The sequence below is a fragment of the Alsobacter soli genome, assembly GCF_003004785.1.
Lineage (GTDB): Bacteria > Pseudomonadota > Alphaproteobacteria > Rhizobiales > Beijerinckiaceae > Alsobacter > Alsobacter soli.
This window is the reverse complement of record NZ_PVZS01000007.1, coordinates 147,757-171,180: the sequence shown is the minus strand read 5'-3', so window position 1 is coordinate 171,180 and position 23,424 is coordinate 147,757. Positions and strand designations below refer to the sequence as shown.

General features: G+C 68.2%; 24 protein-coding genes. 14 read left to right on the top strand and 10 right to left on the bottom strand.

Going from position 1 to position 23,424, the window contains the following annotated elements; all coding sequences use genetic code 11:
• Nucleotides 1-144: 144 nt before the first annotated feature.
• The 7 genes from SLNSH_RS08400 (at nt 145) to SLNSH_RS08370 (ending at nt 8,492) form a co-directional block, all read left to right on the top strand.
• On the top strand, nt 145-2,052 hold the full coding sequence (locus SLNSH_RS08400; protein ID WP_106336223.1) for an ABC transporter substrate-binding protein: 1,908 nt from the start codon (nt 145-147) through the stop codon (nt 2,050-2,052).
• Nucleotides 2,053-2,118: 66 nt separating this feature from the next.
• A complete protein-coding gene (locus SLNSH_RS08395) occupies nt 2,119-3,123 on the top strand; it encodes an ABC transporter permease (protein WP_106336222.1) in 1,005 nt (334 codons plus the stop codon).
• Complete coding sequence (locus SLNSH_RS08390; protein ID WP_106336221.1) at nt 3,123-3,989, top strand: ABC transporter permease; 867 nt, start codon at nt 3,123-3,125, stop codon at nt 3,987-3,989. The genes SLNSH_RS08395 and SLNSH_RS08390 overlap by 1 nt, the downstream gene beginning before the upstream one ends.
• Nucleotides 3,990-4,015: 26 nt before the next feature.
• Nucleotides 4,016-5,038: an ABC transporter ATP-binding protein gene (locus tag SLNSH_RS08385; RefSeq protein ID WP_106336271.1), complete on the top strand. Its 1,023-nt coding sequence runs from the start codon at nt 4,016-4,018 to the stop codon at nt 5,036-5,038.
• Entirely contained in the window at nt 5,035-5,853 is an 819-nt protein-coding gene (locus SLNSH_RS08380) for an ABC transporter ATP-binding protein (protein ID WP_106336220.1), read from the top strand. The genes SLNSH_RS08385 and SLNSH_RS08380 overlap by 4 nt, the downstream gene beginning before the upstream one ends.
• Before the next feature lie 32 nt (nt 5,854-5,885).
• Nucleotides 5,886-7,430, top strand: coding sequence for an arabinosylfuranosidase ArfA (gene arfA / locus SLNSH_RS08375; RefSeq protein WP_106336219.1), 1,545 nt, complete (start codon nt 5,886-5,888; stop codon nt 7,428-7,430).
• Nucleotides 7,431-7,481: 51 nt separating this feature from the next.
• Nucleotides 7,482-8,492 (top strand): ArsR/SmtB family transcription factor, encoded by a 1,011-nt coding sequence (locus SLNSH_RS08370; protein WP_106336270.1) that lies wholly within the window; start codon nt 7,482-7,484, stop codon nt 8,490-8,492.
• A gap of 50 nt (nt 8,493-8,542) precedes the next feature.
• Here SLNSH_RS08370 and SLNSH_RS08365 read toward each other — a convergent pair whose 3' ends face one another.
• The 5 genes from SLNSH_RS08365 to argH are packed head-to-tail and all read right to left on the bottom strand — an operon-like array spanning nt 8,543 to nt 13,062.
• A complete protein-coding gene (locus SLNSH_RS08365; RefSeq protein WP_106336218.1) occupies nt 8,543-9,067 on the bottom strand; it encodes a GNAT family N-acetyltransferase in 525 nt (174 codons plus the stop codon).
• A 14-nt stretch (nt 9,068-9,081) separates the two neighbouring features.
• Nucleotides 9,082-9,915, bottom strand: a complete 834-nt coding sequence (locus SLNSH_RS08360; RefSeq protein ID WP_106336217.1) for an ABC transporter substrate-binding protein — start codon at nt 9,913-9,915, stop codon at nt 9,082-9,084.
• Nucleotides 9,916-9,950: 35 nt separating this feature from the next.
• Nucleotides 9,951-10,715, bottom strand: a complete 765-nt coding sequence (locus SLNSH_RS08355; protein ID WP_106336216.1) for an amino acid ABC transporter ATP-binding protein — start codon at nt 10,713-10,715, stop codon at nt 9,951-9,953.
• Entirely contained in the window at nt 10,712-11,617 is a 906-nt protein-coding gene (locus SLNSH_RS08350; protein WP_106336215.1) for an amino acid ABC transporter permease, read from the bottom strand. The genes SLNSH_RS08355 and SLNSH_RS08350 overlap by 4 nt, the downstream gene beginning before the upstream one ends.
• Entirely contained in the window at nt 11,614-13,062 is a 1,449-nt protein-coding gene (gene argH / locus SLNSH_RS08345; RefSeq protein WP_106336214.1) for an argininosuccinate lyase, read from the bottom strand. The genes SLNSH_RS08350 and argH overlap by 4 nt, the downstream gene beginning before the upstream one ends.
• Before the next feature lie 180 nt (nt 13,063-13,242).
• On the opposite strand from argH, the gene SLNSH_RS08340 reads away from it, so the two are divergent.
• From SLNSH_RS08340 to SLNSH_RS08325, 4 genes are all read left to right on the top strand, one after another.
• Nucleotides 13,243-14,721 (top strand): xylulokinase, encoded by a 1,479-nt coding sequence (locus SLNSH_RS08340; RefSeq protein WP_245422147.1) that lies wholly within the window; start codon nt 13,243-13,245, stop codon nt 14,719-14,721.
• Nucleotides 14,722-14,811: 90 nt separating this feature from the next.
• A complete protein-coding gene (locus SLNSH_RS08335; protein ID WP_106336213.1) occupies nt 14,812-15,753 on the top strand; it encodes an ABC transporter permease in 942 nt (313 codons plus the stop codon).
• A gap of 26 nt (nt 15,754-15,779) precedes the next feature.
• A complete protein-coding gene (locus SLNSH_RS08330) occupies nt 15,780-16,721 on the top strand; it encodes a sugar ABC transporter substrate-binding protein (protein ID WP_106336212.1) in 942 nt (313 codons plus the stop codon).
• A 7-nt stretch (nt 16,722-16,728) separates the two neighbouring features.
• Nucleotides 16,729-17,493: an ATP-binding cassette domain-containing protein gene (locus SLNSH_RS08325; RefSeq protein WP_106336211.1), complete on the top strand. Its 765-nt coding sequence runs from the start codon at nt 16,729-16,731 to the stop codon at nt 17,491-17,493.
• A gap of 92 nt (nt 17,494-17,585) precedes the next feature.
• Here the strand turns inward: SLNSH_RS08325 and SLNSH_RS08320 are convergent, their stop codons facing one another.
• The 3 genes from SLNSH_RS08320 to SLNSH_RS08310 form a co-directional block, all read right to left on the bottom strand.
• Nucleotides 17,586-17,909, bottom strand: a complete 324-nt coding sequence (locus tag SLNSH_RS08320; RefSeq protein ID WP_106336268.1) for an ATPase inhibitor subunit zeta — start codon at nt 17,907-17,909, stop codon at nt 17,586-17,588.
• A gap of 154 nt (nt 17,910-18,063) precedes the next feature.
• Nucleotides 18,064-18,639 (bottom strand): hypothetical protein, encoded by a 576-nt coding sequence (locus SLNSH_RS25140; RefSeq protein WP_196240224.1) that lies wholly within the window; start codon nt 18,637-18,639, stop codon nt 18,064-18,066.
• Between the two features lie 193 nt (nt 18,640-18,832).
• Complete coding sequence (locus SLNSH_RS08310) at nt 18,833-19,333, bottom strand: Spy/CpxP family protein refolding chaperone (RefSeq protein ID WP_106336210.1); 501 nt, start codon at nt 19,331-19,333, stop codon at nt 18,833-18,835.
• Between the two features lie 315 nt (nt 19,334-19,648).
• Between SLNSH_RS08310 and SLNSH_RS25305 the strand changes: the two genes are divergently transcribed.
• The gene (locus tag SLNSH_RS25305) at nt 19,649-20,704 is read left to right on the top strand and encodes an aspartate-alanine antiporter-like transporter (RefSeq protein ID WP_245422145.1); all 1,056 of its coding nucleotides are present in this window, start codon (nt 19,649-19,651) and stop codon (nt 20,702-20,704) included.
• Nucleotides 20,680-21,342, top strand: a complete 663-nt coding sequence (locus SLNSH_RS25300) for an aspartate-alanine antiporter-like transporter (RefSeq protein ID WP_245422144.1) — start codon at nt 20,680-20,682, stop codon at nt 21,340-21,342. Before SLNSH_RS25305 ends, SLNSH_RS25300 begins: the two co-directional genes overlap by 25 nt.
• 42 nt (nt 21,343-21,384) lie before the next feature.
• Here the strand turns inward: SLNSH_RS25300 and ppk2 are convergent, their stop codons facing one another.
• Complete coding sequence (ppk2, locus tag SLNSH_RS08300; RefSeq protein WP_106336209.1) at nt 21,385-22,170, bottom strand: polyphosphate kinase 2; 786 nt, start codon at nt 22,168-22,170, stop codon at nt 21,385-21,387.
• A 35-nt stretch (nt 22,171-22,205) separates the two neighbouring features.
• Nucleotides 22,206-22,643, bottom strand: a complete 438-nt coding sequence (locus tag SLNSH_RS08295) for a lipid-binding SYLF domain-containing protein (protein ID WP_106336208.1) — start codon at nt 22,641-22,643, stop codon at nt 22,206-22,208.
• 239 nt (nt 22,644-22,882) lie between these two features.
• Here SLNSH_RS08295 and SLNSH_RS08290 point away from each other — a divergent pair, with 239 nt between their 5' ends.
• On the top strand, nt 22,883-23,422 hold the full coding sequence (locus tag SLNSH_RS08290; RefSeq protein ID WP_245422142.1) for a hypothetical protein: 540 nt from the start codon (nt 22,883-22,885) through the stop codon (nt 23,420-23,422).
• The last annotated feature ends 2 nt before the right edge of the window (nt 23,423-23,424 follow it).

The following is a 23,424-nucleotide window of genomic DNA, read 5'->3' as shown; positions in this document are numbered from 1 at the left end:
CTGGGTCGTTCGAATGATCAGCAACCGCGTCCGTATCGGTCATTCGGGTACAAATCAGAAAGCCCGTTGTTGAGACAACCAGCGGCATCTATGCTCCCTCAATAAGCGAACGCCGTTGCAAGGCGTCGTGCCTGGGAGGACATGATGAGCCGCACTCCACGTGCCTGGCTGCTGGCAGCCTGCGTCTTCGCGCCAAGTCTATTCGGCCTATCTTCACCAGGCTATACGCAAGGGATTCCGCAGAATATTCCGCGCAACGAAACGCTCATCTTGGAAAACCCCGAAGGCACCATCAAGAATGCCGGGTGGTTCAATATCTGGGCGATCAATGCTGGCAGCCAATCGAATGGACTGCAGCAGGTAGCGCTCGATACGCTCTGGTATATCGACCCGGAAAGCGGGATCGATGGCGTCTGGGACAACTCGCTCGCTTCGGACAAGCCGGCCTACAACGCCGACTTCACCGAGATGACGGTGAAGCTGCGCAAGGGGATCTACTGGAGCGACGGCGTCGAGTTCACCGCCGCCGACGTGGTCGGCACGGTCGACACCCAGATCAAGAACCCGGGCATGCGCTTCAGCGCGGTGCTGGCCAACAACGTCGCCTCCATGGAGACGCCGGACGACTACACGGTCGTCTTCAAGCTGAAGAAGCCGAACTCGCGCTTCCACACCAACTTCACCGTGCGCTGGGGCGCCATCTGGATCCTGCCGAAGCACATCTTCGAGAAGGTGGCCGATCCGCTCAAGTTCGACTTCAACAAGCCGGTGTCGCTGGGCGCCTATGTGCTGCACAGCTATGACCCGGATGGGAAGTGGTACATCTGGCAGCTCCGGGACGACTGGCAGCGCACCACGCTCGCCCGCTTCGGCAAGCCCGGGCCCAAGTACCTCGCCTATGTGGATCCCGGCCCGCCAGACAAGCGGGTCATCGCGCAGCTGAACCACGAGCTGGACGTGGTCCACGACATCGCGCCCGAAGGCATGTTCACGCTCGCGAAGCAGGGCAAGAGCACGATCTCATGGTTCAAGGGTTTCCCCTACGGGCACCCGGATCCGACGCTGCCGGCCCTGATCTTCAACACGCAGAACGAGAACTTCAAGAACAAGGACGTGCGCTGGGCGCTCGCACTCCTCATCGACATCAAGTCGGTGGTGATGGCCGCCTATCGCGGCGCAGCCACCATTTCGGCCATCGGCGTGCCGCCCACGGGCAAGCACGTGCAGGCCTACCACGAGCCCATGGAAGCCTGGCTCAAGGACTTCGAGCTCGACACCGGCAAGCAGAAGTTCAAGCCGTACGACCCGGGCGTCGGCCAGCAGATCGCCGCCATGCTCCGGCCTTCGCTCGGCGACCAGATCCCGAAGGACCCGAAGGAGGTCGAGAAGGCCTTCGGCATGGGCTGGTGGAAGAAGAACCCGCAGGCGGCCCAGGAGCTGCTGGAGCGCGCCGGCTACAAGAAGGTGGGCGGCCAGTGGCATACGCCCGACGGCAAGCCGTTCACCATCCGGGTGATGGTGGAAGGAGACCTGCGGCCGGTGATGACCCGCGCCGGATCCATGATCGCGCAGGAATGGAAGCAGGCCGGAATCGACGCCAAGATCGACGTCGCCCAGGGCACGCTGCTGACCCGGCGTGGGGCAGGGGACTTCGACACCTTCATCGGGTGGAGCGTCGAGACCTGGGGCGGGCACCAGGACCTGTCCTACTTCATGGACAGCTGGCATTCCCAGTTCGTGGCCGAGCCCGGCAAGCCGCAGCCCCTGCGCAACTGGCAGCGCTGGTCCAATCCGGAACTCGACAAGATCATCGAGAAGACGCGGACCATCGACTTCGATGACCCGAAGGCCATCGAGCTCGGCAAGGACTACGTGAAGCTCGCCGTTCGCGAGATGCCGACCATTCCGCTGATGGCCTACAACGTCTTCACGGCCATGGACCAGACCTACTGGACCGGCTACCCGACCGCCGCGAACCCGTACACGAACCCGGTCCCGAACTGGGGCAACTCCCGCTACATGTTCGTGAAGCTCAAGCCCACCGGGAAATAAGGCGCCCCGCGCCATCGCCGGGCGGCGGCCTCGCCGCCCGCAAGCCCCCGCACATCCGGAAGGCTCATGAGCGGCTATCTCGCCTACCTCGCCAAGCGTCTCGGACAGTTCGTCCTGGTGGTCTTCATTGGCGTGAACCTCGCCTATGTGGTCACGCACGCCACGCCCATCGACCCTGTCGAGCAGTCGATCTCGGCCGCCACCTCCTTCGGCAACACGGCGCCGGAGGCGATCGAGCAGATGCGCCAGTCCCTGAAGGAGCTCTACGGGCTCGGCGGATCCTGGAGCCAGCAGTACCTGACGTTCTGGTCCCGGATCCTGCGGGCCGACTTCGGCCCCTCCCTCTCGGCCTTCCCGACGCCGGTGTCGGCCCTGATCGGGCGGGCGCTGCCCTGGACCATGGGGCTGCTGATCGTGTCCACGGTGGTGACCTGGGCGCTCGGCAACCTGCTTGGCGGGCTCGCCGGCTACTACCAGCGCAACCGCGCGCTCAAGCTGATGGGCGTGGTGGCCATGGGCCTCCATCCCATCCCGTACTACATCGTCGCCCTGGTGCTGCTGATCGTCTTCGGCTTCGTCTGGCCAGTGCTGCCGATCAACGGCGGCTCGGCCATGAACCTGCCCCAGGGCTGGACCTGGGCCTACGCGTCCAGCGTCCTCCTCCACTCGATCCTGCCGGCCCTGTCCTTGATCCTCATCGGCGTGGGCAGCTGGTTTTTGGGCATGCGCTCCCTCGTGTCCAACATCGTCACGGAGGACTACGTCCAGTTCGCCGAACTCGGCGGGGTGAACCGGGAGCGCATCCTGGGCTCCTACGTGATGCGCAACGCGCTGGGCCCGCAGGTGACCGGCCTCGCCATGTCGCTCGGCGGCATCTTCAACGGCGCCATCATCACCGAGAAGGTGTTCGGCTACCCGGGCGTGGGCACGCTGCTGGTCGACGCGGTCTACGCCGGCGACTACGGCCTGGTGCTCGGGGTCACCACGATCTCGATCCTGGGCGTGTCGATCGGCGTGCTCGCCATCGACCTGCTGTACCCGCTCCTCGATCCCCGCGTGCAGGTGCGCTGATGCTGGCGATCCTGCGCGACCTCCTCAAGTACAACCTCGAGTTCCGGATCGGGATCATCCTGGTCGGGATCGTGATCGGGCTGGCGGGACTGTCCTTCTTCTCGCCCTACCCGCCGACCGACGTCTACGTGGTGGCGCCGGACGTCCCGCCCTCCGCGGAGTACTGGTTCGGCACGACCTCGCGCGGGCAGGACGTGTTCTGGCAGCTGACGGTCGCCATCCGCAACACGCTGCTCTTCGGCCTCACCGTGGCCGTCATCAGCCGCGTGCTGTCGCTCGTGATCGGCCTGCTCAGCGGCTACAAGGGCGGCTGGATCGACCGCGCCCTGATGGCGGTGAACGACACCTTCATCGTCATCCCGCTCTTTCCGCTGCTGGTGCTGTTCTACTTCGTGCTGCGCGACAGCATGAGCTGGCTGCTGCTGGCGGTGATCATGGCCGCGCTCGGCTGGGCCTATGACGCGCGCCTGATCCGCTCCGTGGCGATGAGCCTGAAAACGCGCGAGTTCACGCAGACGGCCGTCTTCTCCGGGATGACGACGCGCGAGATCCTGGCGCGGGAGCACCTGCCCTACGTCATGCCCATCGTGTTCTCGACCACGATGAACAACATGAACTGGTCCATCGGGCTCGAGGTGACGCTCTCCGTCCTGGGCTTCACGGACATCAACACCCCGACCATCGGCGGCATGATCTACTGGGCCAACCAGCACACCGCCATGGTGGCCGGCGTCTGGTGGTGGATCGCCTTCCCGGTGGCGGTGGTGATCATGGCCTTCGTCGGGCTCTTCCTGCTCGCCGTATCGATGAACGAGTACATCGACCCGCGCAGCCGGCTGAGCCGCATGGGGGGAGGCGCGCGATGAGCGGTCCCGTCGCCCTGAAGCAGCCCATGACGCCTGTCGCCAGCGCCGCCGCCTCGACCGAGCCGGTGCTGCAGGTCAGGGACGTGCAGGCCCATTTCCGGACGCACCATTTCGGCGTGAGCCGGGACGTGCGCGCCGTGGACGGCGTCACCTTCGACGTGCGCCGCAACGAGATCTACGGCCTCGCGGGGGAATCCAGCTCCGGCAAGACCACGCTGATCAAGACCATCGCGGGCGCCATCAAGCCGCCGCTGGAGGTGGTCGGCGGCTCGATCCGCTTCAGCTTCCTGCCGGACTATCCCGGCCTGCACGCCGCCCCGCCGGAGGTGTTGGAGAGGGTGCGCTGGCGCCACCTGTCCTACGTCATGCAGGGCTCGATGAACGTGCTGAACCCGATGCGCCGGGTCATCGACACGTTCCGGGACTTCGCGTGGCGGCACATCGGCGGCTCCCGCAGGGCGTTCGAGGAGCGGGTCGCCGACCACGTCTCGCGGGTGCGGCTCGATCCCGCCGTGCTGCGCGCCTATCCGCACGAGCTCTCGGGCGGCATGCGCCAGCGCGTCACCATCGCGCTCGCCACCATCTGTAAGCCCGAGTTCATCATCGCCGACGAACCCACGACGGCGCTGGACGTCATCGTGCAGAAGGACGTGCTCGGCATGATCCGCGGCATCCAGCGCGAGATGGGCTCGTCCGTCCTGTTCGTGACGCACGACATGGGCGTGCACGCCCATCTCACCGACCGGCTCGGCATCATGTATGGCGGGCGGCTCGTGGAGGAGGCGCCCACGCCCGAGGTCTTCGCCCGCCCGCTGCATCCCTACACGACCTACCTCATCGGCAGCCTGCCGCGCATCGGCGACGACACGCCGCGCAAGAGCCTGGAGGGAAGCCCGCCCAACCTCGCGGACCCGCCGCCGGGATGCCGCTTCCATCCCCGCTGCCCCCTGGCCATGGATATCTGCTCCCGGCAGGTCCCGCCCATGGTGGAGACGCTGCCCGGCCATCGCGTGGCCTGCCATGCCGTGAACCCGGGAGCAGCCGCATGAGCGGGGACCTGCTGCGGCTCGACCACGTGTCCAAGACATTCACGCGGGGCGGCTTCTTCACCTCCCGCAAGGTCGAGGCCGTGAAGGACCTGTCCTTCGCCATCCGGCAGGACCGGCCCGAGATCTTCACCATCATCGGCGAGTCCGGCAGCGGCAAGTCGACCACGGCCCGCATGATCCTCGGCGTCGAGCGCCCTACGGCCGGAGCGCTGACCTTCAATGGGCTGGATGTCGGCGCCCTGCGCACCCGGGAGGACCGGATGCGCTTCATGCACGCCGTGCAGCCGATCTTCCAGAACCCCTTCGAGGCGTTCAACCCGCTGAAGCGGCTCGACCGCTACCTTCTCCTCACGGCGCGCCGCTTCGGGGGCGCGACGGACGAGGCTGGCGCGGAGCGGCTGGCGGACGAGGCGCTGCGCAAGGTCGGGCTTTCGCTGGCCGAGGTGAAGGGCCGCTTCCCCCACGAGCTCTCCGGGGGGCAGCTGCAGCGCGTGGCGATCGCGCGCGCGCTCGTGTCCAGCCCGAAGCTGATCGTCGCCGACGAGCCCGTCTCCATGGTCGACGCCTCGCTGCGCATGGCCATCGTCACCCTGTTCAAGGCCCTGCGGGACGACCTTGGCATCTCGATCATCTACATCACGCACGACCTGGCCACGGCCTACTCCATCAGCGACCGCATCATCATCATGCAGAAGGGCGCCGTGGTGGAGGCGGGCGAGGCCCGCGCCGTGCTGGCCGCGCCCCAGCACCCCTATTCACGCCAGCTGCGCGAGGCCGTCCTGACGCCCGACGCGACGCCGGCCTTCAGCGCCTGAGCTTCCGGAACAAGCCTTCGACGGAGACCCCGATGAGAAAAGCCAACGTCCTCATGGATCGCGACTTCGCGATCGGACACACGGACCCGCGCCTGTTCGGCGCATTCGTGGAGCATCTCGGCCGCTGCGTGTATGGCGGCATCTACGAGCCCGGCCATCCGACCGCGGACGAGAAGGGCTTCCGCCGCGACGTGCTCGACCTCGTGCGCGAGCTCGGCCCCACCATCATGCGCTACCCGGGAGGCAATTTCGTCTCCGGCTACAATTGGGAGGACGGCGTCGGCCCGGTGGAGGAGCGCCCAACGCGCCTCGATCTCGCCTGGTTCACCACCGAGCCCAACACTTTCGGCACCAATGAATTCATGGACTGGTGCAAGGCGGCCGGCGTCGAGCCCATGATGGCGGTGAACCTGGGCACCCGCGCCGGGGACGCGGCGCGCAACCTGGTCGAATACTGCAACCATCCTGGCGGCACCTACTGGTCCGATCTGCGCCGCAAGCACGGCTGGGAGAAGCCCCACGACGTCAAGTTCTGGTGCCTGGGCAACGAGATGGATGGCCCCTGGCAGATGGAGTACAAGACCGCCACGCAATACGGCCTGGTCGCCAAGGAAGCGGCCAAGATGATGCGCTGGATCGACCCCAGCATCGAGCTGGCCGCCTGCGGCTCCTCCGCGCGTAACATGCCGACCTACGGCCGCTGGGAGGACGAGGTGCTCGAGCACACCTTCGAGCATGCCGACTACATCTCGCTGCACACCTACCTGAACAACTACAAGGGCGACACGGCCTCCTTCCTGGCCTCGCCCGACCTCATGGACAACTTCATCGACGAGGTCGTGGCGATCGCCGACGGCGTCGCCGCCCGCCGCCGCTCGACCAAGCGCATCATGCTCAGCTTCGACGAGTGGAACGTGTGGTACCGGACCCGCCGCAAGCGCCAGGACCGGGTGAAGGAGGGCTGGCCGATCGCGCCGCCGATCCTGGAAGAGATCTACACCATGGAGGATGCGCTCGCCTTCGGCGGAGCCTGCATCTCCCTCCTCAACCATGCCGACCGGGTGAAGTCCGCCTGCCTGGCGCAGCTCGTCAACGTGATCGCGCCGATCATGACGGAAACGGGCGGTCCCGCCTGGCGCCAGACCATCTTCCATCCCTTCGCCCAGATGTCGAAACACGGCCGCGGCAAGGTGCTGCGCGCCCAGGTCGAGAGCGAAGGCTACGACGCCGAGTACTACGACCCGCGCGGGCAGCAGGAGCTGTCCTTCCCGGTCTCGAACGTGGCCTACCTGAAGGTCGCGGCGGTGTCCGACGAGAAGGGAGGATTGTCGCTGTTCCTCCTGAACCGCGACGTCAAGCAGGAGCTCGAGGCCAGCATCGACGCCCGCGGCTTCGGAGCGCTGACGGTCGAGGAGGCGCTCGAACTGCGCCATGACGACCTGCAGGCGATCAACAGCAAGGATGCGCCGGAGCGGGTCTCGCCCGCGCCGCTGGAGGGCGTCGTGGTGGACGGCGGAAAGGTTCGGGTCACCCTGAAGCCGGCCTCGTGGAACGTGATCCGCCTCGCGCCCCGCTGAGACATGCTCCCGGGCGGCGGACCTCCGCCGTCCGGGATGGAGCCCACGCCGATGCTCGATCGCGAGGACAAGCCGAGAAGCCCGTCCGACCCGCCGCGGCCGGAAGCTGAAGCCCGGGAGCCCGGGCGCAGCTTCCTGGTGGTGAACCCGGAACGCCACCTCGGCGTGATCCGCGGATTGGCCTCGCCGGTGCGCGTCCGCATCCTGCGGCTGCTGCGGCGAAGCGGCGCCCTCAACGTCAACCAGATCGCCGAAAAGCTCGAGCTGCCGCAGTCCACGATCGCCACGAATGTCCAGATCCTCGAGGACGCCGAGCTCATCCTCACGGAGGTCAGAAAGGCCGCGAAGGGCCAGCAGAAGATCTGCTCCGCGCGTTTCGACGAGATCGTCGTCCGCCTGGACGCGGAGGACCCGAACCGCGACCGGAACATGATCGAGGTCGAGATGCCGCTCGGACTCTACACGAGCTACGACGTCTCGGCGCCCTGCGGCATGTGCTCGACCCAGAGCATCATGGGACTGCTGGATGTCCCGGACCTCTTCCTGGACCCATGCCGGGTGCAGGCGGCCCTGATCTGGTTCGGCCGCGGCTTCGTGGAATACAAGTTCCCCAACAACGCCAAGGTGCTCAAGACCGATCTCGCCGCCCTTGAGTTCGTGATGGAGCTCTCGTCGGAGGTGCCCGGAACCAACACCGACTGGCCCTCCGACATCAGCCTTTGGGTGAACGGCGTCGAGATCGGCGCCTGGACCTGCCCGGGCGACTACGGCGACCAGCGCGGCGCGCTGACGCCGCGGTGGTGGAAGCTGGAGGGCTCGCAGTACGGCGTGCTGACGCACTGGCGGGTGACGCCCGACGGGACTTTCATGAATGACGTCAAGCTATCGAATGTCTCGCTGGGCGATCTTTCGTTGGCGGAGCACCATTCCATTCGCCTGCGCATCGGGATCGACCCGCATGCTGCGCGTCCCGGCGGGGTGAACATCTTCGGCCGCGGCTTCGGCAACTATAACCAGGACATCCTGATGCGCCTTCACCTCCAGCCGTCGGCGCATCGGTAGGAGCCTTGGGGGTCAGTCGCGATGGGTCCCCTGACGTTCCTGGCCGCGGCTCAGACGGCCGAGATCGTCCCAGGTGAACAGCCAATTTCTTGACCGCCAGCGTGGGCCGGGGTCGATGTAGGAGCAGCGCGGACCCCTCCCAATGCGGCGTAGAAGGCGATCGCGCCGTCGTTGCCATCCACGACCCCGAGTCCCAGGCCCGAAAAGCCGAAGTGGACCGCTCGATGCGCTGCTTCGGCCATCAGGCGCCTGCCCAGTCCCTCGCCCTGCCGGTCGCGTCGGACAAACAGGTGCTTGACCTCGCACCGGCCGCCGAAAATCGCCTCCGTCGGGGGACCCAGAAGCGCGAAGCCTGCCAGGTCCGGACCGCTTCCGGCGACCAGCGCCGCATGCGGCCCAGGGCCGCCCAGCAGGGCCCGCCAGCGCTCGAGCCGGATTTCCTCCGTCATCGCCTGGCGCACTTCCGGGGGCGCCAGGACGGCGTAGGTTTCATGCCATAGCGCGTTGTGCAGCCGCGCGATCGCCGCGGCGTCGCACGGGGCGGCGTCGCGGATCGGCGGCTGCGCGGGGCTCATGGCTGTCCGATGCCTCACTCGCCCTTGTTGATCGAGATCGGCTTCAGCGCGTTGTCCTGAAGGCCGTACTTGGCGAGGAGCTGGTCGTAGGTGCCGTCGGCCTGCAGCTTCTCGAGAGCGCCCTTCACGGCGTCGCGCAGGCCGCCCTCGGCCTTGGTGAACGGGATGCCGACCAGCGATTGCGTGAACGCCTTGCCCAGAGGCACATAGGTGTTGGGCTCGAGCTTCTGGAAATAGGGCAGGGTCTCGTTGCCCTGCACGGCCGCCTGCAGGCGCTGGGTCTTCAGCTGCGTGCGGGCGTCGACGGATCCCTCGGTGCCGACAACGGTGATCGCGGGCTTGCCCTTGCCTTCGCAGTTGGCCTTGCTCCAGTCGCCGATCTGCTGGGGCCAGTTGGTGGAGCGGCTCGCGCCCACGCTCTTGCCGCACAGGTCGGCCGGCGACTTGATCTCGTTGGCGAGCGCCGTGATCGTGTAGAACTGTGCGCCCGAGGTCATGTAATCGACGAAATCCGCCACCTCGCGGCGGGTCGGCAGGTCGCTCATGCCGGCCATCACCATGTCGACGCGGCCTGTCTGCAAGGACGGCAGCATCTGCGCGAAGGCGATCTCCTGCCACTCGGCCTTGACGCCGAGCGTCTTGGCGATCGCCTCGCCCAGGTCGATGTCGAAGCCCGTCAGCGTGTTGGAGCCGGGGTCCTTGTAGGTGATCGGCGCATAGTTCGGGAAGGTCGCGATCACGAGCTTGCCGGCCTGCTTGATGCGGTCAGGCGCGGTCTGCGCGGCCGCAAGCGACGCGCTCGCAGCCAGGGCGGCCGCCGCGAGGGCGAGGGTGGCGATGGGCTTCATGGGAGTCCTCCAGTTTCTCGGATTGGTCGGAGCGGTCAGGGCAGCACGGCCGCGATGAATTCGCGTGTGCGGGCGTGGGATGGGTTGGACAGCAGCGTCGCAGGAGGGCCCTGTTCGACCACGCGGCCGCGGTCCATGAACACGACCCGGTTCGCCACTTCGCGGGCGAAGCCGAGCTCATGGGTCACCACCACCATGGTCATGCCGCCGCGGGCGAGATCCCGCATCACGGCGAGCACGTCGCCGACGAGCTCGGGATCCAGGGCCGAGGTCGGCTCGTCGAACAGGAGGATCTCCGGCTTCATTGCGAGCGCGCGGGCAATGGCGATGCGCTGCTGCTGGCCGCCGGAAAGCTCGGCCGGATAGGATTCGCGCTTGTCCGCGAGGCCAACGCGCTCCAGCAGGGCCATCGCCTCGGCTACCGCCTCGGGGCGGGGCCGCCGCAACACCGTGACCGGCCCTTCGATGATGTTCTGCAGCACGGTCAGGTGCGCGAACAGGTTGAAGCGCTGGAACACCATGCCGCTCGCCAGGCGCTGGCGCGCGACCTCGCGGTCGCTGAGCGGAAACAGCCGGTCACCTTCGCGCCGGTAGCCGATCAGCTCGCCATTGACCCAGATGGCGCCGCCGTCGATGCGTTCCAGCTGGTTGATGCAGCGCAGGAAGGTGCTCTTGCCGGATCCGGACGGGCCGATGACGCACACCACCTCGCCGCGGGCGACCTCGAGAGAGACACCGTCCAGCGCCTTCAGGGGCCCGAAGGTCTTGCGCACGTCCAGCGCGACGATCATGGGCGTCATGCCTGCGCCCCCTCGGCACCCGCCTCGGGGCGGGGCTGCGTGCGACCGCCCCGGGCGAACCGGCGCTCCAGCAGGTGCTGGCCGACCGTGAGCACGGTGACCACGGCCAGGTACCAGATGGCCGCCACGATCAGGAGCTCGATGACGCGCGCGTTGGCGAAGTAGATCGTCTGCGCGTTGCGCAGGATCTCGGAGTACTGGATCACGCTGGCCACGGAGGTGAGCTTCACCATGCTGATCACCTCGTTGCCGACCGGCGGGATGATCACCCGCATGGCCTGCGGCAGGACGATCCGGCGCAGCGTCGTGAGCCGCGTCATGCCGATGGTCTTGGCGGCTTCGGTCTGGCCCGGGTCCACGCTGAGAATGCCGCCGCGCACCACCTCGGCCGTGTAGGCGCCCTGGTTGATGCCGAGCCCGAGCAGCGTCGCCATGAAGGGCGTCATGACGTCCACGGTGCGCCACTCGATCAGCCCCGGGATGCCGATGCGCGGGAACACGAGGGCGAGGTTGAACCACAGCAGCAGCTGCAGCAGCAGCGGCGTGCCGCGGAAGAACCAGATGTAGAAGCGCGCCAGCCAGCGCAGCACCGGGTTCGGCGACATCACCATGATGGCGAACAGCACCCCGAGCGCGACGCCCAGCGCCATGGCCCACACCGTCATGGCGACCGTGTTGACCAGACCGCTCAGAATGGCCGAGGCCGTCAGGAACTGGCCGACCACGGCCCAGGCGATCTGCCCCTCGACGAACGCCTTCACGACCGCCGCGAAGGCCGCGAGCACCAGCGCGGCCGCGATCCAGCGCCCGTAATGCTTCGGCCGCACATGGGTCAGATGCGCGATCTCGTAGGGCGAGACCCCGGCGGGCCCGCCCGGCGCCGCGACGGCGGGCCCGCTCATGCGCGCGCGTCCCGCGCGGGGAGGTGGCGCGGGCCCGTATAGGCCTGCGCCCAGGCGCGCTGCTCGGCCATCCGCGCCTCCAGGCGCGCCATCTGTTCGCGCACGCGCTCCGGCGCCGTGCCGCCCGGTCCCGAGCGGGCCGCGATCGCGGCCTGCGGGGTCAGCGCCCGCATGAGCGACGCCTCGAGCCGCGGGTCCACGGCCGCGAGGTCGGCGGCCGTGAGGTCCTGGAGCCCGATGCCCCTGGCTTCGCAGGCCTGCACCAGGGCGCCCGTGATCTCGTGGGCCTCCGCGAAGGGGACGCCTCGGCGCGACAGCCAGTCCGCAACCTCGGTCGCCAGCGTGAACCCGTCGGTGGATTGCGCCAGCAAGCGGTCGACCCGCACCGTCATGGTCGCCACCATGCCGGCCATGGGGGGCAGGATCACCAGCATGGAGTCCAGCGCGTCGAAGGCGGCGCGCTTGTCCTCGGAGAGGTCGCGGTTATACGCGAAGGGCAGGCCCTTGAGCATCGTGAGGGTGGTGGCGAGGTCGCCGATGAGGCGCGCCGCGCGGCCGCGCGCGAGCTCCGCGATGTCCGCGTTCTTCTTCTGCGGCATGATCGACGAGCCCGTGGCGTAGGAGTCGTGCAGCTCGATCCAGCCGAACTGGCGCGACGACCACAGGAACAGCTCCTCCGCCAGCCGCGACAGGTGCACGTTGGCCATGGCGGCGACGAACACGAACTCGGCGACATGGTCGCGGCTGCCGACCGCGTCGATGGAGTTCTCGCACGGCGCGTCATAGCCGAGCTCGGCGGCCGACAGGTCCGCGCGCAGGGCGATGGCCGAGCCGGCCAGGGCGGCGGCGCCGAGCGGGGAGGTCGCGGCCCGCCGGTCCCAGTCGCGCAGCCGCTCGACGTCGCGCCACAGGGTCTGGGCGTGGGCGAGGAGCTGGTGGGCGAAGCTCACCGGCTGCGCCGGCTGGAGGTGGGTGAACCCGGGCGCCACGGTCTCCACGTGGCGGCCGGCCTGGGCGAGCAGCGCCTCCTGCAGGCCGAGGATCTCCTCCGCCAGCCGCCGGGCGCCGTCCCGCAGGTAGAGCTTGAGGTCGTTGGCGGCCTGGTCGTTGCGCGAGCGCCCGGCCCGCAGCTTGCCTCCGAGAGCCCCGAGCCGCTCCACCAGGAGGCGCTCGATGAAGGTGTGGACGTCCTCGTCCGTGGCGATCGGGCTGACCTTCCCGTCGGCGTGGTCCTTCGCGATTCCGGCCAGCGCCTCGCAGATGGCGGCGCGTTCGTCGGGCTGGAGGAGGCCCGCGCGCTCCAGTTCGCGCGCATGCGTCTGGCAGGCGTCGACGTCATAGAGGGTGAGCCGGAAGAAGCTCGCGTCCGCGCGCGACAGGCGCATCAGTTCGGGGGCCGGGGGGTGCCGGAAGCGGCCGCCCCACAACATGGCAGGCTTGGTCATCAAAGGTCTCCTGCCGCGAAACCTACAACCTGGCCGCTGGGCCACAACCGAAATGATGGGCGAGGCCCATTCCGCTTTGGACAAGCGCTCCCGCCGGCGCGAACGCGCCGAGCGGGATAAGGGCTGGACAACGCGGGCCGCTGAGCGCAAGCGCTGGCGCGGTTACGGAAGGAGAGGGGCGTGGACAGGATCGTCTTGGCGGTGGACTTGGGGGGCACCAGCCTCAGGGCTGCGCTCGTCTCGGGCGACGGAGCCGTGCTCGCCTCGTCGAGCCAGGCCGAGCCCTTCGGCCCGGCGGGCAGCGCCGAGGCTGACCCCGAACGCTGGTGGGCCCTGCTCGGCGAGGCCGCCGTGGACCTGGCCAGGTCTGCCCCGGCGGCTTTCCGCGCGGCCACGGCCGTGGCCGTGACGAGCGTGACCCGCACCCAGGTGTTCGTCGACGACAAGGGCGATACGGTCGGTCCGGCGCTCACCTGGACGGACGCCCGCTCGGCGGAGATGGCCGATGAACTCCGGGCCCGGCTGTCCCCCGACGACCCAGAGACAGCGCTGGTCAACGCCTATCACCCGCTCGCCCGCCTGGCGTGGTCGCGGCGGCGCAGCCCCGGTGATTTCGCCCGCGTCGCCCGGGTGCTCGACCCCAAGGACTGGATCAACGCGCGCCTGACAGGCCGGATCGCTTCCGATCCCATCGCCTCGGCCCGCATGGCCGCCTGCGCGCGCAAGGACGACGCCGGGCTGCCGCTTTTCGCCCACGCCGGCATGCCGGATCTCTGCCCGCCGCTGCTGGCGCCGGCGACCGCGCTCGGGACGGTGCGGCCGGGTCTTGCGGGCGCGCTGGGCCAGCTCGCCGGCGCGAGCGTGGTGATGATGGCGCACGACACCTGGGCCTCGGTGCTCGGCCTGGGCGCCCTGCGCCACCGGGGAGCCTACAACCTGTCCGGCACCACCGAGGTGATCGGGGTCTTCTCGGAAACGCCCGCCGCGGCCGAGGGCCTCATGAGCGTGGATTGGGGCGGCCTCTGCCACCTGGGCGGCCCCGGCCAGAACGGGGCGGACGCCTTGCGGTGGGCGCTGGACCTGCTGGGCCATGCAGGTGCGCCCGTCGGGCCCACGCTCGACGCGCTGCTGGCGCGGGAGCGCCTCCCGCAGCCGCTCCTGTTCCTGCCCTACCTCCAAGGCGAGCGCACGCCCTACTGGGATCCGCTGCTGCGGGGCGCCTTCGTCGGGCTCAATCGGCGCCACACGGCGACCGACTGCGCCTGGGCGGTGCTGGAGGGCGTCGCCTTCCTGAACCGGCTGGTGTTCGAACGCGCGGAAGCGGCGCTGGGCTTTCGAGTGGGCGAGATCCGCTTCGGCGGGGGCGGCGCCGCGAGCCCGGCCTGGGCGCAGGCGAAGGCCGACGTGTGCAACGTCCCGGTGGTGACCTCGGGTCATGCGGAGCCCGGCCTGCTGGGCGGGGCCATCGCTGCGGCTGCGGCCCTCGACGGCGAGCCGCTCGCCGCCGCGCAGGACCGCCTCGCGCGTCCGGCTGCGCGGTTCGAGCCCAACCGCCAGAGGGCGGCGGCTCTCGAGCGGCTCTACGGTCTCTATCGACAGGCTGAGCAGGCCCTCGCGCCCCTTTCGCACGCGCTCGCAGGCGCGCAATTCGCGAAATAGGGCCAAATCCATCGCAAACGGCTGGCGCGGGCCGCGCGCCGCCCCTACTGTGCAACCCTTCCGCGTTCGCCCCCGCCCACACTGCCCTTCATGAAACGCCTCATAGAGCTCTACGGTACGGCCATCGCCGGCCTGGCGATGGTCCTCGCCTTCGTCGTCCTCGCACCGAATTTCGCCTCGCCGGGCAACCTGCTGAACGTCGTCAAGGACACGAGCTTCCTGGCCATCCTGGCGCTGGGATTCGGGCTGGCGCTGACCATCGCCGAGCTGGACCTCTCGATCGCCGAGGTGGCGAGCCTGTCGGCCGTGACCACCGGCGCGCTGATCCAGAACAAGTTCGATCCAAACCTCGCCGTGCTGGCCGGGCTCGGCGTCGGGCTCGGGCTCGGGCTGGTCAATGGCGTCAGCGTGACGGTTCTGCGCGTGCCCTCCCTGATCGCGACGCTTGGCACGGCCGCCATCGCCCGCGGCCTCGCCTTCATGGAAACCCAGGGAGTCGCCTTCGTGGGCCGCTGGCCGACGAGCTTCACGGGCCTGTCCCGCGGCGCGACTCTCGGCGTGCCCAACCTCGTCCTGTGGCTTGTCGGGGCCACCGCCTTCGCCTACGGCCTCGTGAAGTGGACGCGGACGGGCGCCCGCATGGTGGCGACCGGCGAGGCCGAGGAGGCGGCCCGCCTGGCGGGCATCGCGACCGCCCGGATGAAGCGCATCGGGCTCGTTCTCTCGGGCCTCTGCGCCGGTCTCACGGCCGTGCTGCTGGCCGCCAACGTGTCGTCGGCCGCGCCCAACATGGCTGGCGACTATTTCCTTTACGCCATCGCGGCGGTGCTGCTTGGCATGACGATGTTCGAGCCGGGCCGACCCAACGTGCCGGGGACCGTGTTCGCGGCCTTCGTCCTGAAGGCGCTCGGCAACGGCCTCGTGCTGATGGGCGCAGCCTATTACGTGCAGGACATCATGCTGGGCCTGATCATCATCGGCTCGGTGGCTTTTTCGGCGAGCGTGGTCAAGCAGGCCGCGTTCAAAGTATGAGTGTGAAAAACGGGGGGAGGCGCAATATGAACGCCCTGAAGGCGGCCATTCTGGCCGGCGCAACTCTGATGGCGAGCACCTTGGCCGCGCAGGCCTTCGAGGTCGGCATCGTGGGATTCCAGTTCTCGTCCGAGACCCACGCGCGCGTCGCCAATGCGGCCGCGGCGGCCGCCAAGGCCAAGGGCTGGACGGTGACGCTGCTCAACTCGGAGGGCGCGCTGCCCAAGCACGCCGAGCAGTTCGAGACGCTGATCACCAAGAAGGTCGACGCCATCATCGTCGCGATGGGCAAGCCCATCGAGGCCGACGCGCAGTTCAAGGAAGCCAAGGACAAGGGCATCCCCGTGATCACGGTGATGTCCGGCGGCAGCCCGCACACGCTCTTCGACATCCAGCCCAACGAGTACAAGGTCGGCGCCGAGGCGGCCATGTATCTGCTGGGCCAGATGAACTACCAGGGCCAACTGCTCACGGCGCGGTTCGACGGCAACGTCGCCACGCGTATCCGCGGCAAGGTTCTCGACGCCGTGCTGTCGGAGAACCCGTCCGTGAAGGACGTCGGCAAGTTCTCCATGGCGCGCACGCAGAGCTGGCGCGACGATGTGAAGAGCGGCATGCAGGCGCTGCTGCTGCAGAACCAGGGCAAGGTCCAGGGAATCTGGGCGTCCTTCGACGGCCAGGCCTACATCATCGACGACATCCTGCAGCAGCAGGGCGTGAAGAAGGGCCAGATCCCGCTGGTGTCCGTGGATGGCGGCGAGGAGACCTATCGCCGGATCGCCGACCCGGAGAGCACGCTGCTGGCCACCGTCGCGATCCCGTTCGAGCAGATGGGCAAGGCGGCCGTGGAGGCCGTTGACACGATCGTGGCGAAGAAGCAGCCCAAGGACAACGTGACCAAGGGACCCTACCTCTATGTGGACGCGGTGCTCGTGGAGCAGTCCAACGTGAAGCAGTTCCTGAAGTGACGGCCTGATGAGCGAGGCGGCGACCCCGATCCTCAGCCTGCGGGGGATCTCGAAGAGCTATGGCGGCGTGCAGGCCGTGTCCGACGTGGACCTCGACGTTTGTCGAGGCGACGTGCTGGCCATCTGCGGCGACAACGGGGCCGGGAAGTCCTCGCTCATCAAGGTCATCTCCGGCGCGCAGCCCCCGAGCGCCGGAACCATGACGCTGCGCGGCGAACCGGTCCGCTTCGGCTCGCCGCATGACGCCCTGCAGAAGGGCGTCGCCACCATCTACCAGGACCTCGCTCTCGCGCCGCGGCTGTCCGTGGCCGAGAACGTGTTCATGGGCGCCGAGCTGACGCGCCGCGTCGGCTTCGTCCATTGGCTCGACAAGGCGCGCATGCGCGAGGAGGCGAAGCGCTACCTCGGGCGTCTTTCTGTATCGCTGCCGGACATGCGCCAGCCGGTGGAACGCCTCTCGGGCGGGCAGCGGCAGGCGGTCGCGATTTCGCGGGCCCTGCGGTGGAACGCCGACATCATCATCATGGACGAGCCCACGGCCGCCCTCGGCGTGCGCGAGACCGCACAGGTGCTCGACCTCGTGCGCAGCCTCAAGGCGGACGGGCGCACCGTGATCCTGATCAGCCACAACATGCGCGACGTCGTCGCGCTCGCCTCGCGCGTGGCCATCCTGAGCCGCGGTCGTAAGGTGGTGGACCGCCCCATCGAGGGACTGGAGCCGGACGATCTCACCCACATGATCATGTCGGGCGGCGAGCGCGCGGGCCTTTGAGGAGCGAGCGCTCACTGGAGCTCCGCCTCGCACCCCGGCCTTTCCCTAAAATCGGTCCTGCTCCGGGAGCAAGACTCTCCTTGACCCCCTGGTCACCCCATCAGGTTGCGCTTGAGCTTCACGGCTGCTGCGTCAGCGACGCCGCCAGTGCTGCGGGACAGCTGGTTGCCGGCCCTGATCATGAGCTCCGTCATGGCGCTCAGGATCTGCGTGTCCGAGATCGAGACGCCTGCGGCGTCGAAATCCTTGCGGATTTTGCTGAACACGTCGTTGCGGGCCGGATCGTATGTTCCCTGGGCGAGGTCTTGCGCATAGTTGTCGGCATCGGAGCCTGTGATGCTCAGCTTGTCGGCGGCCCACCGGCCGAGGAGCATGTTGCGGAGCACTGTGGTTCCGATGTCTTCCGAGCCAGTCATCCTTAAGGTCTCCGGCGTCTCAGCGGAGTGCAGGGGCGCATTGGCCTGAGCCAGGCCGATGCTGGCGAGCGTCAGCAAAATGCGCGGGCCTCTTCATCGTGCAAAGTGGGTGCAATGCGGAGTGGCGGAGCCGGGGCGGCCCCGCCTCTCTGCGTCAGAACCGCCGGCCGTGCCAGGCTACCCGCCTCACGTAGCTTCCCCGATAAAGGGGACGGCCATAGTAGCCTGCCCGATAAAACCGGCCATGGTAGCCGGGTCCCCAGTAGGCCCGCCGATAATAGGCCCGGCGGGGCCAGTAGCCCCGGTGAACGACCACGACACGCGGCGCCGCATACACAGGGGCGTAGCCGTAGCTGTAGTAGGGATCGTCGACATACGCGGCCCCGTAATAGGGCGAGCCATAGCCGTAACCGTAGCCATAGTCGTCATAGGGGTAGTCATAGCCATAGCCGTATCCATAAGCGGGGCCGGCGAGGGCGGATCCAATCACGAGCCCGGTCAGACCTGCGGCCAATCCGGCTCCCCAGCCCCAGCCGCCTCCCCATCCGCCGTGCCAGCGTCCCCAGCCGCCGCCCCACCCGCCGTGGCCCCATCCGCCGTGGCCCCAGCCACCATGGCCCCAGCCGCCGCGCCAGTGCCCCATGCCGCGCCACTGCGCGGAAGCCGGGGAAGGACCGAGAACGCCGAGGGCCAGCATCGACGCAAGGGCGACAGAAGCGATCTTTTTCATCGTGACCTCCGTAACCGATCGGCCGAGCCGCCCTCGAAGGCGGCCCGGTGGAAAGATCCAAGGGCGCCGGTCCGCGCCGGCGCCCTGCGGTTCTTTTCAAATCGGCGGAGTCTGGCCCTGGTCACGCATGGATCGCGTCCTTGGGATGCTCTCAGGGAGCGCGCGACGAGGGAGCGCCATGCGCCTCGCTCGCCTACTCTTCGTCATCGTCGTCCGAAAAATCGACCGAAGAATGCCCGCGGGATCTCAGGTCGCGAACTTCCCGCAGGACGAAGAGGGTGAGAACCGCCAACCGATGCTTCTGTTCGTCGGAGAGGGTCGCGGCCAAGGGTTGCCAGGCGTCCGCAAGCTTCTTCAGGCTTTCCCCCCGCTGGATGAGGTTGTCGGCCCGCTTGCGCATCAGGTCGGCCAGGCTCGCGTCCTCGAACTGCCCCGATTGAAGACGGGCGATCCTGAGATGACGTGCGGCCGCCCTGGCGCGGATGGCTTCCTCCACGGGTGGCCACAGCTTCATCTGCTCAGGGGTGAGTTGAAGGGCGAACTTGGTCGCCGCGATCCGCGCATCCAGGATGGCGCTGAGGTCGGCGCTGCTCAACCTGTCCGAGCCGGCCGCCGCAGGGGAGGCGGACTGCGCGTGGGCCGAGCTCCAGCCCAATCCGATCACGGCGGCTGCGATCAATACGGGTTTCAGCATGGTCGTCCTCCTCGTCATGGTGAAACGCAGCGCTCGACAGCGAACAGCGTGGCCTAGCTCAAGGCGTGAATCGCCGAGCATTTATCGGGTGGCGCTTTGCATATCCAAGCACTTCGACGCGGCCTGGACAGGTATCTTACGGTAAGATTCGCGTGGACGTTCTCCGGCGCGGGAGCGCCTCTCAGCGAGCTGGTGAGGGCGCGATCTCCGGGAGGCGGCGCTACTGTAAGACACTCATGCAAGGCAAGCCGCGGGCGCATGCTGGCTCGAGCGCGGCCGGACTTCCGCGGTTCGCGCATGGCCGGAGAAACCGCCGTGCTCGCGTGGCTTCACGACTTCCTGGTCCGATATCCCGAACTGACCCTCTTCCTGGTGATCAGCGCCGGGTATTGGATCGGCGGCTTCAAGATCGCCGGGTTCGGACTTGGCCCGGTCACCGGCTCGTTGTTCGCGGGCATCCTCGTCGGGCAGTTCGCCGAGGCGCCGGTCTCGGGCATGCTGAAGTCCTTCCTGTTTCTGCTTTTCCTGTTCGGCATCGGCTATTCGGTCGGCCCGCAGTTCTTGCAGTCCCTCAGGCGTGACGGTCTGAAACCCGTGCTGCTGGCGCTGGCGTGCACCGTGACGGGGCTGATCGTGGCCGTGGCGGTCGCACGCTCCCTGAAGCTCGATCCGGGGTTCTCCGCCGGCCTTCTTTCCGGCGCCCTCACCGAAAGTCCGGCGATGGGCACGGCGACCGAGGCGATCAACCAACTGCCGCTCCCGGACGCCGACAAGGCCCGCTATGTCGCGCATATCGCGGTGGCGGACGCCGTCTGCTACGTCTTCGGCACGGCAGGGCTCATCCTGTTCTGCAGCGTGATCGCCCCGGCGCTGCTCGGGGTCGATCTGCGCGAGGAAGCGCTGGCCCTGGAGAAGAAGCTGGGCATCTCCCGGCAGAAGCCGGGCGTCGCCTCCGCCTGGCGCAAATTCGAGCTCCGCGCCTTTCGGCTGGCGGCGGAGTCGCCCTTGGCGGGCCGGACGGTCGCGGAGGCGGAGGCGGGAGCGCGTGACCATCGGCTGTTCATCCAGCATGTCCGCCGGGGGGAGCGCATCCTGGCGGCGGAGATGGGACTCATCCTGGAGCCAGGGGATGTTCTCTCCATTTCCGGACGGCGGGACATCATCGTCGAGCGGGTCGGGCCGCGGGCGGAAGAAGTGGATGATCGTGAGCTGCTCGACCTCCCGATAGCCTCGCTCGACGTCCTGGTGCAGAGCCCCGATTTTGCGGGGCGCACCGTCGCGGAGGTCGGCCAGGAGGATTGGACGCGCTGCGTCTACCTTCGATCCATGACCCGGGGGGCGAGGAGATGCCCATCGCCCCCGGCCTGGTGATCGACAAGGGCGACGTCCTGCGCCTGGTCGGCCCCGAAGAGGTTGTCCGGACAACGGCGGCGCGCATCGGCGCCGTCGTGGCGCCCACGACGGCGACGGATTTCGTCGTGTTGGGCCTGGCGATCTTCCTCGGCGGCCTCATCGGCGTGCTGGTCACCTTTCCGATCGGAGGCCTCAGGATCACGCTCAGCACCAGCGTCGGCACGCTGCTCGCGGGTCTGGCCGTCGGGCATCTGCGCACGCGCTATCCCCTGTTCGGACGCATTCCCGATGGCGCCGTCAACCTCATGACGGCGCTGGGACTGGCCGCGTTCGTGGGGATGACGGGACTCCATGCCGGCCCGGTGTTCTTCAAGGCCGTCGCGGAGGCGGGCGTCGGGCTCGTGTTCGGCGGCATGGTCGTCACCCTGGCGCCGCCGGTGGTGGGCCTCTTGCTGGGCCGCTACGTGCTCGGCATGAACCCGGTGCTCGTGCTCGGGGCGATTGCGGGCGCGCAAACCATGACGGCCGCCATGGCGGCCGTTCAGGAGCGCTCCGGCAGCCCCGTCGCGGTGCTCGGCTACACTCCCGCGGTTCCGGTGGGCCATATCCTGCTCACCACCTGGGGCTCGATCATCGTCGGTCTCATGGCGTCGTGAGCGTGGCAGGCGCGACGGCTACAAGGCGCGCCTCCGCGGTCTTCAATAGACGTTGGGCACCCAGTTGCGGGCGTACTGCGGCTCCACGTAGGACGGGTCCTTGTCGCGCTTGGGCAGCTTCACCTTCTTCATCGGCACGTCCTCGTAGGGGATGTGGTCGAGAATGTGCCGGATCACGTTGAGGCGCATGCGCTTCTTGTCGTCGGAGCGCACCGCGTACCAGGGCGCATGGGCGCTGTCGGTCTTCACGAACATCACGTCCCGCGCCCGGGAGTAATCATACCAGCGCCTGTAGGACTCGAGGTCCATGGGCGAGAGCTTCCAGACCTTGCGCGGGTCGGCGATGCGCTCCTTCATGCGCGCGGTCTGCTCGTCCTGGCTCACCTCGAGCCAGTATTTCAGCAGGATGACGCCCGAGTGCACGATCGCCCGTTCCACCAGAGGCACGGCGTCCAGGAACAACTCGGCCTCTTCTTCCTTGCAGAAGCCCATCACCCGCTCGACGCCCGCCCGGTTGTACCAGGAGCGGTCGAAGATCACGATCTCGCCGCCCGCGGGCAGATGCGGCAGGTATCGCTGCACGTACATCTGCGTCTTCTCGCGCTCTGTGGGCGCGGGCAGCGCGATCACCCGGAAAATGCGCGGGCTGACGCGCTCCATGATGGCCTTGATGACGCCGCCCTTTCCGGCGCCGTCGCGACCTTCGAAGACGATGCAGACCTTGGCTCCGGTCGCCTGGGCCCAGAGCTGCACTTTCACCAGTTCCGCATGCAGCTCGGCGAGCCTTTTGCGGTAGGTTTTGCCCTTGAGGGAGACGTCTTCCTTCATGGCGGCCTCGTCCTGCGCGTGTGCTTCCGATAGCGTTAGCGCCTGAGGGAGATCTGCATCCCGCTCAGGTCGAGCGAAAACATGAGGCCCGCCTGGCGGCCCTGGACCTCCAGGATGACCCCGCGGGCGTTCTTGAGCTTGGCGACCTTGCCGCCGCCGGCGATCGCGGCGCCGAACTCGGCGGCCGTGTACACGCCCTCGATGTCGCTGGGACGGGTCAGGTTGTAGGCGCGGCCGACCAGTTCGGCCTTGGAGGCGCCCACGGTGGCTCCCAGGCTGACGCCCCCGATCCCCAACGGGTAGCTGCGGCCGGCCACCGTAAGCATGCCGGAGCCGCCCGACACCCCGACCACGAATCCCGCCTTGAAGATCTGGATGCGCACCGTGCCCGTCCGCGCCTCCGCGGGGGCGATGCCGGCGAGCAGGCCGAACAGGGCGAGCGCAAGGCCGAAGGCCAGTCCTCGATTGAGCATCCCGGTGTCCTCCAAAGGCCGCTGCGGGCCGGTTTCGCATGGAGGGCTCGGCGCGATCAATCGAACGCCCATTCGGATTCGCGCGTGCAGCCCCACGAAGATTTGGCGGGGGCGCGGCGAGGGACGCCAGTATCTTACCGTAACTAACCTCCCCCGGGCGGACGCGGATGTTAGGGGGAAGCACGCCAGCGCCGCCTCCGGGCGGACGCGGCGCTTCAACGCAGACGTGAGGCCGCCCCGTGTCCGTCGCCGTCAACCCCGCCGCCCCGCATCAGCTTCCGGTATTCATCACGGCCCCAGGCCAGACCGACGTGCTGATGGTGGGAACGGGCGTCTTCCTCCTGTTCGCCGTGCTCGGGGTGGGGCTGCTGTTCCTGCGCATCCACACCTTGCCGGAGCGCATGGCCCACAAGTCGCAGAAGCTGCAGTTCGAGATCGTGGCCGTGCTCGGGCTTCTCGCCCTCTTCACGCACGAGCACATCTTCTGGGTCGCGGGCCTGCTGCTGGCGCTGGTCGATCTCCCCGACTGGGGCTCGCCGCTGCGGCGCATGGCGGGCTCGCTGGAGAAGATGGCCGGGCTTGCGCCCGACTCCGGCGCCGATGCGGCGGATGCCGTGGAGCGCAAGGGGATCCCGGAGCAGCCGCCGCCCATCGCGCAGGAAAGCCTGGCCCAGGACCGCCTAGTTCAAGACCGCCCAGTTCACGACCGCCCGGTTCACGACCGTCCCATGCAGGACCGTCCGGTTCAGGAACGTCCCATGAAGCAGGTGGAGCGCTGACC

Excerpts from the sequence above, each read along its gene's own strand:
- SLNSH_RS08400 (WP_106336223.1), top strand. The coding sequence starts at position 145 with ATGAGCCGCACTCCACGTGCCTGGCTGCTGGCAGCCTGCGTCTTCGCG.
- SLNSH_RS08395 (WP_106336222.1), top strand. The coding sequence starts at position 2,119 with ATGAGCGGCTATCTCGCCTACCTCGCCAAGCGTCTCGGACAGTTCGTC.
- SLNSH_RS08390 (WP_106336221.1), top strand. The coding sequence starts at position 3,123 with ATGCTGGCGATCCTGCGCGACCTCCTCAAGTACAACCTCGAGTTCCGG.
- SLNSH_RS08385 (WP_106336271.1), top strand. The coding sequence starts at position 4,016 with ATGACGCCTGTCGCCAGCGCCGCCGCCTCGACCGAGCCGGTGCTGCAG.
- SLNSH_RS08380 (WP_106336220.1), top strand. The coding sequence starts at position 5,035 with ATGAGCGGGGACCTGCTGCGGCTCGACCACGTGTCCAAGACATTCACG.
- arfA (WP_106336219.1), top strand. The coding sequence starts at position 5,886 with ATGAGAAAAGCCAACGTCCTCATGGATCGCGACTTCGCGATCGGACAC.
- SLNSH_RS08370 (WP_106336270.1), top strand. The coding sequence starts at position 7,482 with ATGCTCGATCGCGAGGACAAGCCGAGAAGCCCGTCCGACCCGCCGCGG.
- SLNSH_RS08365 (WP_106336218.1), bottom strand. The coding sequence starts at position 9,067 with ATGAGCCCCGCGCAGCCGCCGATCCGCGACGCCGCCCCGTGCGACGCC.
- SLNSH_RS08360 (WP_106336217.1), bottom strand. The coding sequence starts at position 9,915 with ATGAAGCCCATCGCCACCCTCGCCCTCGCGGCGGCCGCCCTGGCTGCG.
- SLNSH_RS08355 (WP_106336216.1), bottom strand. The coding sequence starts at position 10,715 with ATGACGCCCATGATCGTCGCGCTGGACGTGCGCAAGACCTTCGGGCCC.
- SLNSH_RS08350 (WP_106336215.1), bottom strand. The coding sequence starts at position 11,617 with ATGAGCGGGCCCGCCGTCGCGGCGCCGGGCGGGCCCGCCGGGGTCTCG.
- argH (WP_106336214.1), bottom strand. The coding sequence starts at position 13,062 with ATGACCAAGCCTGCCATGTTGTGGGGCGGCCGCTTCCGGCACCCCCCG.
- SLNSH_RS08335 (WP_106336213.1), top strand. The coding sequence starts at position 14,812 with ATGAAACGCCTCATAGAGCTCTACGGTACGGCCATCGCCGGCCTGGCG.
- SLNSH_RS08330 (WP_106336212.1), top strand. The coding sequence starts at position 15,780 with ATGAACGCCCTGAAGGCGGCCATTCTGGCCGGCGCAACTCTGATGGCG.
- SLNSH_RS08325 (WP_106336211.1), top strand. The coding sequence starts at position 16,729 with ATGAGCGAGGCGGCGACCCCGATCCTCAGCCTGCGGGGGATCTCGAAG.
- SLNSH_RS08320 (WP_106336268.1), bottom strand. The coding sequence starts at position 17,909 with ATGACTGGCTCGGAAGACATCGGAACCACAGTGCTCCGCAACATGCTC.
- SLNSH_RS25140 (WP_196240224.1), bottom strand. The coding sequence starts at position 18,639 with ATGAAAAAGATCGCTTCTGTCGCCCTTGCGTCGATGCTGGCCCTCGGC.
- SLNSH_RS08310 (WP_106336210.1), bottom strand. The coding sequence starts at position 19,333 with ATGCTGAAACCCGTATTGATCGCAGCCGCCGTGATCGGATTGGGCTGG.
- SLNSH_RS25300 (WP_245422144.1), top strand. The coding sequence starts at position 20,680 with ATGCCCATCGCCCCCGGCCTGGTGATCGACAAGGGCGACGTCCTGCGC.
- ppk2 (WP_106336209.1), bottom strand. The coding sequence starts at position 22,170 with ATGAAGGAAGACGTCTCCCTCAAGGGCAAAACCTACCGCAAAAGGCTC.
- SLNSH_RS08295 (WP_106336208.1), bottom strand. The coding sequence starts at position 22,643 with ATGCTCAATCGAGGACTGGCCTTCGGCCTTGCGCTCGCCCTGTTCGGC.